10 protein-coding genes are annotated in these 15,971 nt (G+C 74.7%); 5 read left to right on the top strand and 5 right to left on the bottom strand.

Annotated features, from left to right (window positions below):
* Positions 1–7: 7 nt before the first annotated feature.
* The 4 genes from ACFU9A_RS21335 to ACFU9A_RS21320 all read right to left on the bottom strand — a co-directional run bounded on the left by ACFU9A_RS21335 (position 8) and on the right by ACFU9A_RS21320 (position 6,683).
* The gene (locus ACFU9A_RS21335; protein ID WP_430577307.1) at positions 8–1,027 is read right to left on the bottom strand and encodes an electron transfer flavoprotein subunit alpha/FixB family protein; all 1,020 of its coding nucleotides are present in this window, start codon (positions 1,025–1,027) and stop codon (positions 8–10) included.
* A gap of 11 nt (positions 1,028–1,038) precedes the next feature.
* Complete coding sequence (locus tag ACFU9A_RS21330) at positions 1,039–1,845, bottom strand: electron transfer flavoprotein subunit beta/FixA family protein (RefSeq protein ID WP_430577306.1); 807 nt, start codon at positions 1,843–1,845, stop codon at positions 1,039–1,041.
* A 121-nt stretch (positions 1,846–1,966) separates the two neighbouring features.
* On the bottom strand, positions 1,967–5,545 hold the full coding sequence (locus ACFU9A_RS21325) for a discoidin domain-containing protein (protein WP_430577305.1): 3,579 nt from the start codon (positions 5,543–5,545) through the stop codon (positions 1,967–1,969).
* A 151-nt stretch (positions 5,546–5,696) separates the two neighbouring features.
* Complete coding sequence (locus tag ACFU9A_RS21320; protein WP_430577304.1) at positions 5,697–6,683, bottom strand: N-acetylglucosamine kinase; 987 nt, start codon at positions 6,681–6,683, stop codon at positions 5,697–5,699.
* Between the two features lie 95 nt (positions 6,684–6,778).
* Here ACFU9A_RS21320 and ACFU9A_RS21315 point away from each other — a divergent pair, with 95 nt between their 5' ends.
* The 4 genes from ACFU9A_RS21315 to ACFU9A_RS21300 are packed head-to-tail and all read left to right on the top strand — an operon-like array spanning position 6,779 to position 12,606.
* Positions 6,779–7,732, top strand: a complete 954-nt coding sequence (locus ACFU9A_RS21315; RefSeq protein WP_430577303.1) for a MurR/RpiR family transcriptional regulator — start codon at positions 6,779–6,781, stop codon at positions 7,730–7,732.
* Positions 7,729–8,475 (top strand): sugar isomerase domain-containing protein, encoded by a 747-nt coding sequence (locus ACFU9A_RS21310; protein ID WP_430577302.1) that lies wholly within the window; start codon positions 7,729–7,731, stop codon positions 8,473–8,475. Before ACFU9A_RS21315 ends, ACFU9A_RS21310 begins: the two co-directional genes overlap by 4 nt.
* 43 nt (positions 8,476–8,518) lie before the next feature.
* Positions 8,519–10,837 (top strand): glycogen debranching protein GlgX, encoded by a 2,319-nt coding sequence (gene glgX, locus ACFU9A_RS21305; RefSeq protein WP_430577301.1) that lies wholly within the window; start codon positions 8,519–8,521, stop codon positions 10,835–10,837.
* Between the two features lie 53 nt (positions 10,838–10,890).
* Positions 10,891–12,606 (top strand): FAD-binding dehydrogenase, encoded by a 1,716-nt coding sequence (locus tag ACFU9A_RS21300; protein WP_430577300.1) that lies wholly within the window; start codon positions 10,891–10,893, stop codon positions 12,604–12,606.
* An 88-nt stretch (positions 12,607–12,694) separates the two neighbouring features.
* On the opposite strand, the gene ACFU9A_RS21295 is transcribed toward ACFU9A_RS21300, so the two are convergent.
* A complete protein-coding gene (locus tag ACFU9A_RS21295; RefSeq protein ID WP_430577299.1) occupies positions 12,695–13,702 on the bottom strand; it encodes a hypothetical protein in 1,008 nt (335 codons plus the stop codon).
* Positions 13,703–13,893: 191 nt separating this feature from the next.
* Between ACFU9A_RS21295 and ACFU9A_RS21290 the strand changes: the two genes are divergently transcribed.
* Positions 13,894–15,969 carry an alpha-1,4-glucan--maltose-1-phosphate maltosyltransferase gene (locus ACFU9A_RS21290; RefSeq protein ID WP_430577298.1) on the top strand — a complete coding sequence of 692 codons (2,076 nt, stop codon included), beginning with the start codon at positions 13,894–13,896 and terminating at the stop codon, positions 15,967–15,969.
* Positions 15,970–15,971: the final 2 nt, after the last annotated feature.

Here is a 15,971-nt window from a genome sequence, read left to right as displayed (position 1 = left end):
CGAGGCGTCAGCCCTCGCGGTGGGCGCGGATCGCGGCGGCGGCCTGCGGCAGCACGTCGGCGAGGTCGCCCACGACGGCGAAGTCGCAGATCTCGAAGATCGGCGCCTCGGGATCGGAGTTCACGGCCACGATGACCTGCGACGCCTGCATGCCGCCGCGGTGGTGCGGGGCGCCGGAGATGCCCGCGCCCACGTAGAGGCGGGGCGCGATGGTCACGCCGGTCTGGCCGATGTAGCGGTCGAACCAGCCCTCGAAGACCGCGTCGCGGGAGGCACCGACCGCGGCGCCGACGGCGTCGGCGAACTCCACGACGGGGCCGAAGTCACCGCTGGTGCCGCGCCCGCCGGCGACGACGACGGCCGCCTCCTCCAGCGACGGGCGGCCCGGGGTGCGCTCCTTGACCTCGCGGGACGTGACGACCACCCCGGACGTGCCGGCGGGCAGCACGACGGGCAGGGCCTCGACGTCGGTGGCGACGGGGGCGGCGGCGGGCTCCGGCACGACGGCGTTGGCGCGGACGGTGAGCACGGCCACGTCGGCGGAGACCACGCAGCGGGTGTCCCAGGCGCCGGCGAAGACGCGCTTGCCGGCCACGACGCGGCCGTCCTCGTCCTCGCCGACGACGGCGGCGTCGATGACCAGGCCCGCGCCGAGCGCGTGCGCGGCGAGCGCGGCGGCCTCCTTGGCGCCGAACGTGGCGGGCGCGAGGACGACGTCGGCGTCGGTGCGGCGCACCGCCGAGGCGAGCGTCGCGGCGACGACGGACGGCAGGTGCCGGGCGGCGTCGCCGCCGGCGGCCCGGAGGGCGTCGGTCGGCACCTCGGCCTGGTGCACGGTCTCGACGCCGTACGCGCCGAGCTGGGCGAGCACCTCGACCGTGGGCGCCTCGAGGGTGACGGCCTCGACGCGGCCGAGGCCGCGGCCGATGGTCAGCAGCTCCAGGGCGCTGGAGCGGACCTCGGTGGCCGGGTCCAGCAGGACGAGGACGGTGCGGTTGCGGGTGGGCACGCGGGTGGGCTCGGTCATCTCGCGTCCTCTCAGACCAGCTCGTTGCGGATGAGGTACTCGGCGAGGGCGGCGCCGCCCTCCCCCTTGTCGACCACCAGCTCGACCTCGGGGCGCGCCGGGCGGGGCGCGGCGGCCACGGCCTCCGTGCGGGCGCCCGCGGTGCCGACGGCGGCCGGGTCGAGACCCAGGTCGGCGGCCGACCACTCCTCGACCTGCTTGGCGCGGGCCGCCATGATCAGCTTGAAGTTCGGCATCCGCGGGGTGTTCGCGGTGTCCGCGACGGACAGGACGGCGGGCAGCGGCGCGGTGAGCGTCTCGGTGGCCTCGTCGGTCTCGCGCTTCGCGGTGAGGGTGCCGCCGGCGACGTCGATCTTCTTCGCGAGCGTGATCGCCGGGCGGCCGAGCTCGGCCGCGACGAGCGCCGGCACCACGGAGCCGAGCCCGTCGAGGGCGGCCATGCCGGTGATCACCAGGTCGACGGGGGCGCCGTCCGCCTCCAGCCGGCGCACGCCGGCCGCGAGCGCCGCGGCGGTGCCGAAGTAGTCGGAGCCGGCCAGCGTGTCGTCCGTGACGCGCACGGCGCGGTCCACGCCCATCTGGAACGACTTGCGCAGCGCCACGTCGCCCTCGGCGGGAGCGACGGTGAGGGCGACGACCTCGCTGGCCGCGCGCTCGTCCTCGGGGAGGGCGTCGAGGATCCGCAGGGCCGCCTCGAGCGCGTTCTCGTCGAGCTCGTTGAGGGTGCCGACGCCCGGGTCGCGGTCGACGCGACAGTCGACGAACCGCCGTTCCGCGTTGATGTCCGGCACGTACTTCACGGCGACGACGATGCGCACGGGCGCGACCTCCAGCTCACGGTGGTGACGACCGGCCGCAGGCGCCGCGGCCGACGGTGCCGAGCCTACCCGTGGGTCCGTCGTCCTTTCAGCCCGCACCACCCGGGCACGCACCGAGGAGTCATGCCCCGGCCCCGACGGCGCGCCATGGGCCCCCGTCCGTCCCCGGCACCTGGTTGCGGCTCCACCACCGCGCCTCCCAGACCCGGCCGCCGTGGACGACGCGGTCGCCGTCGTCATAGATCCACGAGCTCGTCCACGTCCGGACCCGCCCCTGCGCGGTGTCCACGGGGGTGCCGAGCTCCGCCCAGGCGCCCCAGGGCGACGACCCGGGCGCGACGCCCTGCGTCCACCACGAGGCGCGGTACACGCGACCGTCGTACGTCACGTACTCGCCGCCCGTGTACGTCGCCGAGCGGCTCCAGACGGGTACGCGGACCAGGCCGTCCCGCACCTCGGCGAGCGCCTCCTCGGCCTCGTCGACCTGGAACTGGTACGGGTACGCCAGCGCCTCGACCCGACGCGCCTGTTCCAGCGGCTCGGCGAGCAGCGCCCAACTCTCGGGCGTGTGGTCCGCCTCGGCCAGGGAGGCGACGTCGTCGAGCAGCGCCCGCAGCGCGGTGCGGTCGCTCGCCGGCGTGCCGTACACCTCGACGTCCGCGACCTGCATGAGGTAGCCGTCGCGACCGCCCGAGCGCAGCCTGCTGCTGACGACGCGGACGTAGGCGCCGGGCGTGGGTTCGTCGAGCGCGAACGTCCGCGGCGCGGTGCTGCCGTCGTCGCCCGTCACGTCCGCGACCGTCGTCCAGCGCCGGCCGTCGAGCGACACCTGCACCCGGTAGTCGACCGCGAACGTGCCCTTCGGGTGCAGCACGACCTTGCTGACGTCGTGCGTGGCTCCGAGCGCGACCGCCGCCCACTCGACCGCCTCGGGGCGCGCGTTGCGCCCCAGGCCGCTGGACCAGCCGTTGTCCGTCCGGCCGTCGGCGAGGAACTTCGACGACCAGCCCCACTGCTCGTGGCTGGCGTCCGGGGTCGACGACGACACCACGACGGTCTTGCCCCGCGCGACGTTCTGCCCCTCGACGTACGGGGCGGGCCGCGGGACCGCCGGAGGCTGCTCGACCGGCGGCGTGCCGCCGTCGTCGTGGAAGACCTCGATCTCCGCGAGGGCCGCGGCGTAGCCGTCGTCGGTGGCGTTCATCGCCGCCACGGACACGCGCACGTACCGCGCCTGCGCGGCGTCGAAGGCGTGCGTCACCCCCGACGACGGCGGTTCCTGGCCGCTCGCTGACGCGACGGTCCGCCACGTCTCGCCGTCCGTCGAGACGTCCACGGTGTAGTCGCGGGGGAAGGTCGCGCCGCGGTCCAGGAGGTTGCCGGCCGGGTAGAGGTCGACGCGGTCGACGGTCTGCGCCCGGCCCAGGTCGACGGTGGCCCGCGCGGTGCGCGAGGCGTCCGACGTCGTCGTGCTCCAGCCGAAGGTGCCGCCGTCGGAGAAGCGCGCGCCGTCCGTGGTGGCGCGGGCGAACCAGCCGCCGGAGCCCACCGAGTCGCTCGCCCGGACCGTCGCGCCGCGCGCCAGGTTGGTGTTCGCCGGGGTCGGCGTCGCCTCGTGGTCGTAGCTCACGGGGAGCGCGAGAAGCACGCCCTCGCCCTTGTCGAGCCGGCGCTCGAGGACGCCGTCCGACAGGCCGACGTCGACCAGGTCACCGGACCGACGGCTGACCTCCTGCAGGGACGAGATCGCGGCGTCGAACCGCAGCCGGACGTCCTTGGCCTCGGTGAAGCTGTTGTTGACCACCATCACGTAGTTGCGCCCGCTCTCGCGGTCGCGCAGGTAGGAGAACGTCAGGTCGTCGTCGGTGAGCGACTGCACCGGGAACGTCGCCGGGACGGGCTCCTGTCCCCAGGTCCGGCCGTGGAGGTAGACCTCCTTGGCGTCGAGCCGCATGAGCGTCGGGCCGAGCGCGTGGATCTCGGCGTTGAGCCGCTGCACGGGCTCGTACAGGTCGGTCTTCTTCCCGGTGGCGGTCATGATCGCCTCGGTGAAGTCCTCGCCGCGGTTCGTCGGCGTCCACCAGGTGAAGTACGAGAGCTGCTTGTACCCGTAGGCCAGCGACATGTTGGCCTCGTACCGCAGCTCGGCCTCGTTGGTGCGGCGGAAGTTGTTCACGACGCCCACGGACTGCAGGTAGAGGCCGGTCTTGACACCGTTCGCGAGCCCGACGCGCCGCACCGACTCCATGTTCGCGAGCATGCTCGTGTAGTCGAGGCTGCCGGGCGCCCACCCGAACGGGTACCGGTCGTACATGAGATAGTCCCGCGCGCCGGTCTGGTCGACCCACCGCTGCATGTACTCCTCGTACTCGGCCATCGAGGGGTACGCGAAGCCGGGCAGGAAGTTCAGGTGGTGGTAGTACTCGGGCGCGGCGTCCTTCATGGCGTTGAAGACGCGGGCGTACGGCGTCGGGTCGTACGGCTCGTCCAGGACGTAGTAGCCACCGACGCCGGGCACGTTGGTGTACTCGCGCACGAGGTCCTCGATCTCGGCGTCGGTGAGGTTCAGCAGGCCCGGCCCGAAGCGGTGGTCGGCCACGCCGACCTGCATCCCGTGCTCGTGCGCCAGCCGGGCCATCTCGAGATTGGTCGCCTTGTCGGTGAGGTCGCCGGTGTGCACGTTCTGGACGAAGTCGATGCCCGCGTCGGCCAGGTAGCCGTACTGGGTCTCGTCGACGTAGTCCTTCGTGGGCGGCCAGAACACCGTGATCATGAAGTCGTCGCCGGCGCGCTCGACGTCGTCGGCGACCTCGACGGCGATGGTCGCCGAGCGGCCGGCGGCGGGAGCCGCCAGCGTGACGGTCGCGTCGCCCTGCCCGACGGCGGTCACCCGGCCCGTCCGGTCGACGGTCGCGACCGCCTCGTCCGACGACGACCACACGAGCTCCGGTGCGGCGTCCCCGAACGACGCCTCGTACGTCAGCTCCTCGACCGCGCCCGGCTCGAGCAGCAGCGCCGGCTTGCCGATCTCCAGCGTGCCCTCGGCCGGCACGCCGAAGACGGCGACCTCGGAGAGCTGCACGAGCTTGCCGTCGTTGCCGGTCCCGCCGCCGGGCGCGTCCTGGCTGTACCGCTGCGAGACGTCCACGCGCACTCCCGACGCGGTGACCGGCTGGTCCAGGTCGAGGACGACGGGCGCGGCCGGTCGCTGCGCCTGGGTCAGGTGCACGGTGTGCACCGCCTCGCCGGTCGCGTCGAGCAGCGTGACGGCGTACTCGACCGGGAAGTACGCCCCGTAGGGCTCCGAGCCGACGTCGCTCCGGGGGAACAGCACGACGCGCTCGACCTGGGAGGCCGACCGCAGGGACGCCTCCACCCAGGCGGGCGTGGCGGGGTCGAGGACCTGGTCGTAGGGGTTCGTGGTCCACCCGTTGGGCGCGCCCGGGGCCGCCAGCACGCCGTCCACGAGCTTGGCGCGGCTCCACCCTTCGCCCGCCATCTCGTAGGACGACGACGCGGTGACGACGGCCCCGCCGGTCAGGTTCTCGGTGCCGACCGGGGCGTAGGAGCCGATGTCGGCGGGGTCCGCCGTGGCCTCCTCCGCGGCGCCCGCGACGGCCGGCACGCCGAGGACCGACAGGGACAGCGCCAGCAGCACGGCCACGGTCCTGGCCGGGCGGGGCAAACGTCGAGCGGTCACGGCTACTCCTCGTCGAGCGGTCGTCGGTGCACGTCTCAGGCCACGCCGGGGGTTGCAGTGGTTCTGTTGTACACGATAACGACGCCGAGGTGAAAGAGATTTTCACCAACTCGTCGGGAGCCGGCCGCGCCGGACGCGCGCCGGACGCCGCTCAGCGCAGCGTCGCGAGAGTGCCCGTGACCGTCTCGAACACGGCCGCGTCGACGACCGTGCCGGCGTCGCGCAGCGCCAGCACGACCGCGCCGACCACCCCGTCGGTCACCGCGCGCACCTCCGGCGGCTCGCCGTCGCCGCCCCGGACGGCGCCGATCCTGACGGGCAGGGTGCGGTGCAGGGCGACCGTGCCGCCGCCCAGCACCACGGGACCGCGCACGCCCGGGAGGGCGACGGCCCCGAGGGTGTGCACGAGGGCGTCCTCCGCGGCGGCGACGATCGCGTCCGCCTCCTCGTCGCCGCCCGCCTCGAAGGCGAGCCGGGCGAAGCGGGCCAGCTCGACCGGTCGCATCGCGTACAGGGCGTCGACGGAACGCCACAGCGCTTCCGCCCGGCCGTCGCGGGACCTCGGGGCCGGCCCGTCGAGCCCGAGCTCGCGCAGGAGCATCGCCGTGAGGGCGGTCGGAGCGCCTCGGCGGTCGAGGTCGGCAAGGGCCGCCCGCACGACGCGGCGCCCGATCCAGAACCCGGAGCCGTCGTCGCCGAGCAGCCAGCCGAGCCCGTCCGCCGTCGCCGTGACCTCCCCGCCCTCCACCCGGATCGCCGCCGCTCCCGTGCCCGCGACGAGCGCGTAGCCGGTGTCGCGGTAGGTGCCGGCGAAGAAGGTGGCGAGGAGGTCCGACCGGAAGGCGGGCGACGCGGTGATGCCCAGGTCGCGGAGCGGCCGGCAGAGCTCCTCCAGCGGCGTCTGGGCGCTCACCCCCGCCGCAGCGAGCGTCACCCCCTCGACGTCGGCCGGGTCGACCCCGGCGGCGTCGAGCGCCGCGGCGGCGCTCGCCGCCGCGGACCTCCCGGCGGCGTCGACGCCCACCGAGACCGGGTTCCCGCTCCCGTCGCGGCCGTACCCGACGCACTCTCCGGCGGGGGTCACGACGACGCAGCGGGTGGAGGTCCCTCCGGCGTCGAGGGCGAGCAGCACCGTCATCCGTGACCCACCTGCCACTCGTGCACCATTGCTCCCGAGACGACGTTGCAACTAGTTTTCATCCGACCTCGTTCGGAGATGGTACAGATATTCACATGGACGTGACCGCACTCCACCTGCCGGCAGGCGGGTCCGGGTTCCGGAGCCGGATCCGGGCGAGCCTCCCGCACCTGTCGGCGTCGATGACGAAGATCGCCCAGCTCCTGCTGGACGACCCGGCGCTGCCGCTCGAGCTGTCCAGCACCGAGCTCGCCCGGCGCGCCGGCACGTCCGCCGCGACCGTCACCCGCTTCTGCCGGCTCATCGGCTACGAGGGCTACGTCCCGCTGCGGGTCGGTGCCGCGGCCGACGTCGCGCGGTCCAGCACCCACGAGGCCGCCGAACCGGACGTCCGGCGAGCCCTCGACCCGGCGGACAGCCCTGCCGACGTGATCCGCACCCTGCTGGGCGCACACGTCGCCGCGCTGCAGTCCACCGCCGACCTCGTCGACACGGCGCTGGTGGAGCGCGTCGCGGCCGCCGTCGCCGCGAGCGACCAGCTCGACATCTACGGCATCGGCGGCAGCGCCACCATGGCCCGCGAGCTCCAGCTCCGCCTGTACGGCATCGGCGTGAACGCGCACGCATGGGGCGAGGTCCACCTCGGCCTGACCAGCGCGGCGCTCCTGCGCGGGTCGACCGTCGCCATCGGCATCTCCCACTCCGGCCGCACCAAGGAGACGATCGACATGCTGTCCCTGGCCAAGTCGTCGGGGGCGCTCGCGGCGGCGGTGACGAGCGACCCGCACTCGCCGCTCGCGGCGGTGGCGGACGTGCACATCACCGGCTACGCGCCGGGCGAGTACCTCCAGCCCGACGACCTCTCCGCCCGGTACGCCAGGCTCTTCGTCCTCGACCTGCTCTACCTCATGGTGGCGCGCCAGGACTTCCGTCGTACGACGACGATGCTCGCGGCGTCGACCGCCGCCATCGCGTCCCACCGTCGCGCCCCGCGCACGACGTCCCGCCGTCCGGACCCCTCCCCCTCGAAAGGAACGACCACAGGATGACTACCGACTACCTGACCCAGGTCCTCGACCGCCTGCACCCGATCGACGAGGACGCGCGCGCGGGCGGCCTCGACCCGGCGATCGACCTGATCGTCACCGCCCTCGAGGGCGGGGGCATCCTCCAGGCGTTCGGCACCGGCCACTCGCAGGCGTTCGCGATGGAGGTCGCCGGGCGCGCCGGCGGCTTCGTCCCGAGCCACGCTCTCTCCTTGCGCGACCTCGTCCTCCGGGGCGTCCGCGAGCCCTCCGCGCTGGAGGGCGCCGACCTCGAGCGGGACAGCAGCATCTCGGACGACCTCTACGACCTCTACGAGATCCACCCCGCGGACGTCTTCCTCATCGCCTCCAACTCGGGGGTGAACGGGTCGATCGTCGGTCTCGCGCTGCGCGCCAAGGCCGAGGGGCACCCCGTGATCGCGGTGACGAGCCTGGAGCACACCCGCGCCGTCGAGCCGAAGCACCCCAGCGGCAAGCGCCTGAGCGACGTGGCCGACGTCGTCCTCGACAACCGGGCCCCGTACGGGGACACCACGCTCGACCTCGGCGACGGCATCGAGGTCGGGGCCGTCTCGTCGATCACGGCGGCGTTCATCGCGCAGCTGCTCACGATCGGCGCCGCCGAGCGTCTCCAGGCGGCCGGCACGGTCCCGCCGGTGTACATCTCGGCGAACATCCCGGAGGGCGACGAGCACAACAAGGCCCTCGAGGAGCGTTACGGGGCGCGCATCAAGCACCTCGCGTGACGCGGGGCGCGCGGCCGGCGGCAACCCCGGGCAGCATGTCCCCATGGAGTCCCGCCCCAAGGTCACGCCGCTGACCCGCCCGCTGGCGCGGCGCAGCCACGTCCCGCCGCTGGGCGTGCACCCGACGCCGGACGGCGGGGTGGACGTGGCGGTCGCGGCGTCGCACGCGGACGGCGTCGAGCTGTGCCTGATCGACGTCGTCGAACCGCACCGCGACCCCCACGACCCCGCCCGGTACGCGGAGCGCCGCGTCCCGCTCGACGGGCCGGTGTACGGCGTCTGGCACGCGCACGTGCCGCACGTGCGGCCCGGGCAGCGGTACGGCTTCCGGGTGCACGGCGCCTGGGACCCGGAGGCGGGCCAGCGGCACAACCCGGCCAAGCTGCTCGTCGACCCGTACGCCCGCGGCCTGGCGGGCGACCTCACCTACGGGCCGGAGACGCTCGGTGCGGTGAGCGCGCCCCGCGACCCGGGAGAGCCCGACTCCCCCGACGGGCGCTGGTGGGTGGCCGAGCGGTACGGCGCCCCGGACGACCGCGACTCCCTGGCCTTCGTGCCGCACTCCGTGGTCGTCGCCGCGCACGCGGGACCGCCGCCGCTGAGCCGCCCGCGCGTGCCGTGGGCGGACACCGTCGTCTACGAGGCGCACGTGCGGGGGCTGACGGCCACGCACCCGGACGTGCCGCCCGAGCTGCGCGGCACGTACGCCGGGGCCGCGCACCCGGCCACGATCGCGCACCTGACCAGCCTGGGCGTCACCACCCTGGAGCTGCTGCCGATCCACGCGTTCGCCAGCGAGCCGCACCTGGTGGCCCAGGGGCTCACGAACTACTGGGGCTACCAGACCCTCGGCTTCTTCGCGCCGCACGCCGCGTACGCCACCCGCGCGGCGCGCGAGGCCGGGCCCGCCGCCGTCCTGGACGAGGTGCGCGGCATGGTGCACCTGCTGCACGAGGCGGGCATCGAGGTGCTGCTCGACGTCGTCTACAACCACACGTGCGAGGGCGGCGACGACGCGCTGCACGTGAGCTGGCGCGGCCTCGACAACGCCGGCTACTACCTGCACGACGGCGCCTCCCCGGCCGCGCTGGCCGACGTCACCGGCACGGGAAACTCGCTCGACTTCCGCCGGCCGCGCGTGGTGCAGCTCGCGCTGGACTCGCTGCGGTACTGGGCGGAGGTCGTGGGCGTGGACGGCTTCCGGTTCGACCTCGCGGTGACCCTGGGCCGCACCCACCACGGCTTCTCCCCCGACCACCCGTTCCTCGTGGCGCTGCAGACCGACCCGGTCCTGGGCGGGCTCAAGCTCGTCGCCGAGCCGTGGGACGTCGGCCCGGGCGGCTGGCAGACCGGCAACTTCCCGCCCCCCATGGCGGAGTGGAACGACCGGTTCCGCGACGCCGCGCGCGGCTTCTGGCTCGACGCCCCGCGCGAGGGCTCCCACGGCCGTCCCATGCACGGCATGCGGGAGCTCACCACCCGGCTGGCCGGTTCCGCCGACCTGTTCGGGCACTCGGACCCGCCGCTGATGCGCGGGCCCGTCGCGTCCGTCAACTACGTCACCGCCCACGACGGGTTCACCCTGGCGGACCTCGTGGCCTACGACCACAAGCACAACGAGGCCAACGGCGAGGACAACCGCGACGGCTCGGACCACAACCTGTCCTGGAACCACGGCGTCGAGGGGCACGCGCCCGGCGCCGACGACGGCGAGGGCGGCGGCGACACCGCCACCGAGCCGTGGTCCGCCGTCGTCCCCCTGCGCCGTCGCTCGCAGCGCAACCTGCTCGCGACGCTCCTCCTGGCCGCGGGCACCCCGATGCTCACCGCGGGCGACGAGCTGGGCCGCACCCAGCGCGGCAACAACAACGCGTACGCGCAGGACAACGCGATCTCGTGGGTCTCGTGGGACCTCGAGGACGCCGCCCGCGACCTGCTCGACGCCACCCGGTTCCTGCTCGCCCTCCGCGCCGAGCACCCCGCCCTGCGCGCGGACTCGTTCTTCCTCGGGTCCCCTCGCCCCGGCGAGGACGAGACCGACCTGCTGTGGTTCGCGGCCGACGGCGCGACGATGGACCGCGAGGCGTGGGCCGTCGGCGGGCGCCGCGTCGTGCAGATGCTGCGGCCCGGGCCGTCCGAGGGCGACGCGCACGTGCTGCTCGTCCTCAACGGCGCGCTCGACGACGCCGCGGTCACCCTGCCGCCGACGCCCGGCGACGCCCCGTGGGAGCGGGTGTGGAGCTCGTCCTGGGACCGCCCCGAGCCGCCCGAGGACCTGCCGGAGGACGACCCCTCGGACGAGGACGCCGGAACGACGACGACGCTGGAGGCGCTCAGCGTGGAGGTCTTCCTCGGCAGGTAGAACCACCCCGTCGGGCCGTGGGCACGACGCCCGTCCTCTGCCAGACTGCGCGCATGGATGCGGACGTCGTCGTCATCGGTGGGGGCCTGTCGGGGCTCGTCACGGCCACGGAGCTCACGGCCGCGGGCCGCCGGGTCGTGCTGCTGGACCAGGAGCCGGAGGCGTCGTTCGGCGGCCAGGCCTGGTGGTCGTTCGGCGGCCTGTTCCTCGTCGGGTCGCCCGAGCAGCGCGCGATGGGCGTGCACGACTCCGCCGACCTGGCGTGGTCCGACTGGCTGGGTTCCGCCCAGTTCGCGCCCGGAGCCGAGCGCGGCGAGGGCCCCGACCGGCACGGGTACGCCTGGGCGAGGCGCTTCGTCGAGTTCGCGGCCGGCGACCTGCGGTCCTGGCTGCGCGCCAAGGGCGTGGGCTGGTTCCCGCTGGTGCAGTGGGCCGAGCGCGGCGGGTACACGGTGGGCCACGACGACGGCCGGACCGAGCACGGCAACTCCGTGCCCCGCTTCCACGTCACCTGGGGCACCGGCCCGGGCATCATCGCGCCGTTCGTCGCCGCGGCGCTCGCGGCGCGCGACGCCGGGCTGCTCGACCTGCGGTTCCGCCGCCGCGTCACCGGCCTGGTCACCACCGACGGCCGGGTGACCGGGGTGCGGGCCGACGTGCTCGCCGACCAGCCGGTGGCAGGCCTGCCGTTCGGCGGCCGCGGCGCGCCGTCGAACCGCGACGTGGTGGGCTCGGAGGAGATCGCCGCGGGCGCCGTCGTCGTCGCGACCGGTGGCATCGGCGCCAACCACGACCTCGCCCGCGCGCACTGGGACCCCGAGGCCGGCACGCTGCCCGAGCGGATGCTCTCCGGCGTCCCGGACTCCACCGACGGGCTCATGCTCGGCATCGCCGCCGACGCCGGCGGCGCCCTCGTGCACGAGGACCGCATGTGGCACTACCCGGAGGGCATCGCCAACCACTCGCCGGTCTGGACGAACCACGGCATCCGCATCCTGCCCGGGCCGTCGTCGCTGTGGCTCGACGCCGACGGCGGTCGGCTGCCCGCCCCGCTGTTCCCCGGCTTCGACGCGCTCGGGGCCCTGCAGCACGTGACGCGGCGCGGCGACGACCACTCCTGGTTCGTGCTCAACAAGGCGATCATGGAGTCCGAGTTCGCCCTGTCCGGGTCGGAGCAGAACCCCGACCTCACCGGGAAGGACGTCAGGCTCCTCGCGCAGCGGGTGCTGCCGCGCGCCGTCGGGCCGGTGGAGAGGTTCGCGAACGAGTCTCCCGAGTTCCTCTGGGCCGACACCCCCGGCGAGCTCGCCGCGAAGATGAACGCCCTCGTGGACGCCACCCCGGGGTCGAAGGGTCACGTGGACCCCGAGGCGCTCGCCGCCGTCGTCGCCGCCCGCGACGCGCAGGTCTCCTCCGGCCTGGGCAAGGACCCGCAGGTCGTCGCGACGCGCGCCGCCCGCGACTACCGCGTGGACAAGCTCATCCGCGTGGCCAAGCCGCGCCCGCTGACCACGCCGAAGGACGGCCCACTGCTCGCCGTCCGGCTCTCGGTGCTGACCCGCAAGACCCTCGGCGGCCTGTGGTGCGACCCGTCCGGCCGCGTCCTGCGCGCCGACGGTTCCGTGCTCGACGGCCTGTGGGCCGTGGGCGAGGCCGCCGGCTTCGGCGGCGGCGGCGTGCACGGCCACCGCGCCCTGGAGGGCACCTTCCTGGGCGGGTGCCTGCACACCGGCCGCACCACGGGCCGCGCGCTCGCCGCCGACGCCTGACGCCTGTACGCGACCGCCGTCGTCCCGCGAGGTCGAGCCTCCGGTCGTGCGGTCGAGCCCCGTGTGCTCGACCCGGGCGCCGAAGGCTCTACCTCGCCGCCCGACGGCGGTACGCCGCGGCGAGCGCCGCTCGGATCCTGGCGATCAGGGCGGCCGGATCCCGGAGGTCCTCCCACGTGACGTGGACGAGGGTCCAGCCCGCCTCGGTGAGCGCGTCGTGGCGGCGCTTCTCCGCGAGGAGACGCTGGCGCGGGTCCCCGAACTCCCCGCCCGAGTACTTCACCAGCCCGTCGAACTCGATCCCGACCTCGAGCGTCGGCCACCCCAGGTCGACCCAGTACCTGCCCCGCCGCGTCGGCGCCTCGACCGCGAGCTCGACGGGGCCGAGGTCCGCCTCGAGCACGAACCAGCGCACCAGGGACTCGCCGACCGACTCCGCCCGTGCGTCGGCGACCTCGACGATCCGTCGCGCCTGCCGCACGCCCGGCCTGCCCGAGGCCTCGTCGAGCAGGAGCGCGACGACGTCCGGGTCCGCCCCCGCCCGCAGCGCGGAGTCGGCGACGACGAGGGCGCGAGCCCCCGGCAGCCACCGGGCGCAGTCCACCATCGTGCGTTCGATCGTGGTGACGGGACGACCGCTGACGTCGGTCCGGTCCCGGTCGGGGACGACGATCGGGTGCCGGCGCAGGTGCGGGTCCGGCGTGCGGCGGCCCGCCGGCTTGGAGTCCTGGCAGACGTGCACCTCCTCGGCGAGCCCGTAGAGGTTGAGGCCGTGCACGAGGGCGGCCGTCTCGTGGCTGAGGACGACGTCGGTCTTCAGCCCCGCCGCGACGGCCGCGGCCAGTGCGAGCACACGACGTTCGCGCCGCAACGCGGGGCCGCCGTCCTCCGTCACGGACGGGACGTAGACGCCCCGCCGCACAGGGCGCAGGTCGCCCCGCCTGACCTGCCGCTCGATCACCGACCGCCGCCACGGGCCGGACCGGATCACCTCCGGCAGGCGGCGTGGGGCGGGGAGGGCCGTGTCCCCGGGGCGGCGGCTGCCGCGGCGGTCACGCGGACGCTCAGCCGGAGGGCCGCGGGTGTCGTCTGCCATGACGAGAGGGTGGCAGACGCCGGGGAACGAACCCGGCCAGCCTGTGGACAAGCTGTCCCCCACCCCGCGGGGTCGAGCCTTGGGTGCCGCGGTCGAGCCCGCGGCACTCGGCCTCGGCACCGATGGCTCGACCTCGCGCGTGCACGCCTCGACGGCCTGCCCGCGAGCGCCCGCGACGACGGCTGGCTAGCGTGGAGGCCGTGACGTCTCCGCAGCCCACGCCGCACGTGCCCATCGGACGGATCCCCGTCCTGGACCTCTCCCCCGTCGTCGAGGGAGGACGCTGGCCGGCCAAGGCCGCCGTCGGCGAGGTGGTGCCGGTCGAGGCCACGGTCTTCCGCGAGGGGCACGACGCCGTGGCGGCCACCGCCGTGCTGCTGGCGCCGGACGGCTCGGTGCACTCCACGGCCCCCATGACCGACGTCGCGCCGGGGCTCGACCGGTTCCGCGGCTTCCTGCAGCCGGACGCGCCCTCGGACGGCGCGGCCGACTGGGCCTTCCGCGTCGAGGGCTGGTCGGACCCGTACGCCACGTGGGCGCACGACGCGGTGATCAAGTTCGACGTCGGGCAGGACGTCGACCTGGTGCTCGCGGAGGGCCGGCTGCTGTTCGAGCGCATCGTCGACCCGGCGCTGCAGGCGACCCGGTCGGCGGCGGACGCGGCGACGCTGGAGGCGGCGGCGCACGAGCTCGCCGACGCGACCCGCCCGCCGGAGGCGCGGCTCGCGATGGCGATGACGGCGGCCGTGAAGGACGCGCTGCGACGCTCGCCGCTGCGCGACCTCGTGACGGCGAGCGCCGCGTACCCGCTGCGCGTGAGCCGCCCGCTGGCCCTGGCGGGCTCCTGGTACGAGATGTTCCCGCGCTCCGAGGGCGCGACGCGACGCAAGGACGGGACGTGGCGCTCGGGCACGTTCGCGACGGCGGCGAAGCGGCTGCCGGCCATCGCGGAGATGGGGTTCGACGTCGTCTACCTCACCCCCGTGCACCCGATCGGCACCACGTTCCGCAAGGGCCGCAACAACACGCTGGACCCGCAGCCGGGCGACCCGGGCAGCCCGTACGCGATCGGCTCCCGGGACGGCGGGCACGACGCGATCGACCCGGGCCTGGGCACGGAGAAGGACTTCCGCGGGTTCGTCGCGGCGGCCCGGGCCGAGGGGCTGGAGGTGGCGCTCGACCTGGCGCTGCAGTGCTCCCCCGACCACCCGTGGGTGACCGAGCACCCGGAGTGGTTCACGGTCCGCGCGGACGGCACCATCGCCTACGCCGAGAACCCGCCCAAGAAGTACCAGGACATCTATCCGCTGAACTTCGACCGCGACCCTGCGGGGCTGTCGGCGGAGATCCTGCGCATCGTGGAGCTGTGGATCGACCGCGGCGTCACGGCGTTCCGCGTCGACAACCCGCACACCAAGCCGCTGGACTTCTGGGAGTGGCTCCTGGCCCGCGTGCACGCGGCGCACCCGGAGGTGCTGTTCCTGTCGGAGGCGTTCACGAGGCCCGCGATGATGCAGACGCTGGCGCGCATCGGCTTCCACCAGTCGTACACGTACTTCACCTGGCGCAACACCAAGGACGAGGTCGAGGAGTACCTGGCAGAGGTCTCGGGGCCGCAGGGCTCGGTGCTGCGCCCGTCGTTCTGGCCGACGACGCACGACATCCTGCCCCCGTACCTCCAGCACGGCGGCGTGGCCGGCTTCGCGGTGCGCGCGGTCCTCGCGGCGCTCGGCAGCCCCACGTGGGGCGTCTACTCCGGCTACGAGCTGGCGGAGAACGTGCCGCGCCCGGGCGTCGAGGAGCAGATCGACAACGAGAAGTACGAGCTCAAGCCCCGCGACTGGTCGCAGGCCGACGTCATCGGGATCTCCACGCTGCTGCGCCGCCTCAACGAGGTCCGGCGCGCGCACCCCGCGCTGCAGCAGCTGCGCGACCTCACCGTGCACCCGACCACCAACGACCAGGTCGTCGCGTTCTCGCGCCGGGTGCGGGCGGAGCACCTGCCGGCGGCGGGCCGGCCGGGCGCCACGCAGGACGACGTCGTGCTGGTCGTGCTCAACCTGGACCCGTGGGGCACGCAGGAGTCCACGGTGCTGCTCGACCTCGGGGCGCTCGGCCTGACGCGGCCCGACGGCGTGGAGGACCAGGCGTTCTTCGTTGCCCACGACGAGCTGTCCGGCGCCACGTACCCGTGGGGCGCGCACCCGTACGTGCGTCTCGACCCGCGCGAGCAGGTGGCGCACGTGCTCACGGTGGGGCTGGCATGACG

The organism is Isoptericola sp. NPDC057653 (genome assembly GCF_042799955.1).
Taxonomy (GTDB): Bacteria; Actinomycetota; Actinomycetes; order Actinomycetales; family Cellulomonadaceae; genus Isoptericola.
Note: the sequence above shows the minus strand (reverse complement) of the source record. Positions and strands in the feature narration are given on the sequence as shown.